Raw genomic sequence first — 732 nt, 5'->3', positions numbered from 1 at the left:
CTATAAAAGTCGGCCATATTTAATAATTTGTGAGAACAACGCCCGATATCTAGATCGAACACTGTACTCAAGAATTTATGCCGTTTTCTTGGTTTTCACCAAGAAACGCGCAAGCGCTGGAAGCAACCACATTGAACCGATCATGTTCCACAAGAACATAAAGAACAACAAGATTCCCATATCTGCTTGGAACTTAATCGGAGAGAAGATCCAGGTACAAACACCAATACCCAAAGTAACACCAGTGAAGCTTACTGCTTTACCTGTCGTACGAAGTGTTTGGAAATAAGCCTCCTGCAAAACCAAGCCTTCTTTCAACTTAGTCTCTAGCTGGCTGTAAATATAGATCCCATAATCGACACCAATACCCACACCAAGCGCAATAACTGGCAAAGTTGCCACCTTCACACCAATGCCTAATTGCGCCATTAGCGCCTCACACAGAACTGACGTTAAGGCTAGAGGAGTGATGATACACACTACTGCCGCAATCGAACGGAAGGTAATCAAACACAAGAAACTGACCACTGCATAAACAGAAAGCAGCATCACAGTTTTCGCTTTTTCAATCACCTGATTAGTTGCGGCTTCAACACCGGCATTACCTGCCGCGAGCAGGAACTCATAGTTTTCGCTCGGGTACTCTTCAATTAAGACCTGCATCTCTTGTATCACACGATCAAGTGTCTCAGCCTTATGGTCATCGAGATACACGATCATTGGCGTCATACT

The 732-nt window shown here is 44.0% G+C and carries 1 protein-coding gene; it reads right to left on the bottom strand.

The genetic code is table 11. The annotated features are described in order from the left end of the window. Positions 1–75 precede the first annotated feature (75 nt). The coding region (locus A3738_RS09460; RefSeq protein WP_156504146.1) for an MMPL family transporter at positions 76–732 on the bottom strand (657 nt) is incomplete at its 5' end.

This window comes from Oleiphilus sp. HI0066 (assembly GCF_001635725.1).
The sequence above is the reverse complement of the archived record's forward strand: the minus strand, read 5'-3'. Positions and strand labels throughout refer to the sequence as shown.